This window comes from Vibrio sp. 10N.239.312.C11 (assembly GCF_041466065.1).
Taxonomy (GTDB): domain Bacteria; phylum Pseudomonadota; class Gammaproteobacteria; order Enterobacterales; family Vibrionaceae; genus Vibrio; species Vibrio tasmaniensis_A.
On the sequence record NZ_JBFSRZ010000134.1, the window covers coordinates 1 to 1,545 of the forward strand.

Annotated in this window: 1 protein-coding gene; it reads right to left on the reverse strand. The window is 43.3% G+C overall.

The window, feature by feature from the left end; all coding sequences use genetic code 11:
- Positions 1-322: 322 nt before the first annotated feature.
- A complete protein-coding gene (locus tag AB6D07_RS22950; RefSeq protein ID WP_017100620.1) occupies positions 323-1,354 on the reverse strand; it encodes an IS110 family transposase in 1,032 nt (343 codons plus the stop codon).
- Positions 1,355-1,545 lie beyond the last annotated feature (191 nt).

The window sequence follows — 1,545 nt, forward strand, 5'->3', positions numbered from 1 at the left end:
TCCAGAGACGTGCTTGACCTCTACGGTGATAGCACTCATTGGGACAAGAGCGCCTTAGTGCGACTACTCTAAAACACTTCTGCCCCTTTATGTATATGGAATCCACGTATTTACAAAGTGATTTTGGTAATAAAAGTTAAGATGCGGTCGTATATTCGGCTTCTTATTGAAGGAGCTACCTTCTAGCCTTTGATGTTTTGCGCACCTACTGTCCTTATCGAGTTAGCAGCTTGCTTAGCATGACAGAACGGCCAGGTTTTCAGTAGGTTGGTCTTACCTTTTATGCTTCATCATTTTGTAAAATTTTAGAATTTGTTAGTGATTAATTAGTAAGTAATACTGGTTTGTATTCAGTCTCATACCGAAGCATTGCCCACGCAGTCCGTACCACTTTGTTCGCCAGTGCAATGCAGGCCTTCTTGAAGCCGATACGATCTATGATACTCCTCAACCAAGCATCCTTTTGAGTCTTCGGTTTTTCGGGGAGTCGTCCAACGTAAGACATTGCACCAAGATAGAGAAGGGAGCGTAGCTCCTTCACTCCACCGCATTTATCGATCCCAATCATAAAGACCTTGCCACCTGAACTGTGTTGTTTGGGTGTAAGACCAACAAACGCTGAAGCTTGTCTTCCATTCTTGAACTGCTTTCCATCACCAAGAGTTGTATAGAGCATCGCAGCTGTTGTTTCACCAACACCTTCAATTTCCATTAATCGTTGGCATGGTTCTATCTGGCGGGTTAAAGCATTTTTCTCTTTTTCGAACGCGATGAGTTTTGCTTTCAGTTCTTTATATTGCTCCCACAACATGGACAGAACGGATACAACATTTGCTGGTATTGAGGTCTCTCCATCAAGTACTGTTTGAACCGACGCTTTTAAACCTTTTTCACCTCTAGGGTTTGCTATCCCGTAGCCCAAAATCGTCCCTCTAATGTGAAGCCCTAAGGAAACCACACTACGAGATAAGAACCTACGGCTGGTTTCTAATGAATGCATAGATTGTTGTTCTAATGACTTTGGGCGGCTGTACTTGATACCAATTTGGATAGCGGCATTAGCGATAGCAAGGGCATCATTATGATCAGTTTTATGTCCTTCTAGGTAGCCTTTCACTTTCTTCGGGTTGATAATCCGCACTTCGTGTCCAAACTTTTGAGCTAACTGACCCCAATAATGACATCCGCAACACCCTTCCATTGCGACAATGGAAGGCTTAGCCTTGGCAAGAAACTCTTTCATTTTCTGTCGACTTAGAGGTTTATTGGACAGCATCTCACCGTGAACACTGATATGGCAGGCTTGCAGAACATTTTTTGCTAGGTCGATAGCGATAACATTTTTAGTCAACATATTGGAGCCCTCGTTATAATGGCACTCTGCTAAGTGTAGACTGGCAGAGAGGGAGTGGATTCCATACATCAAACTAGAACTGTTCTGTACCTCATTTCTATACGAGGTTCTTTGACCTATTCTTTCTTATGCTACAAAGTGTCTATGGGTTCGGTGGCTATTCCAAGCGCTATGGCTCTGGGCAGTTAGAC

What these genes read in the sequence shown, in the direction of transcription:
- AB6D07_RS22950 (WP_017100620.1), bottom strand. Translation starts at nt 1,354, where the DNA reads ATGTTGACTAAAAATGTTATCGCTATCGACCTAGCAAAAAATGTTCTG.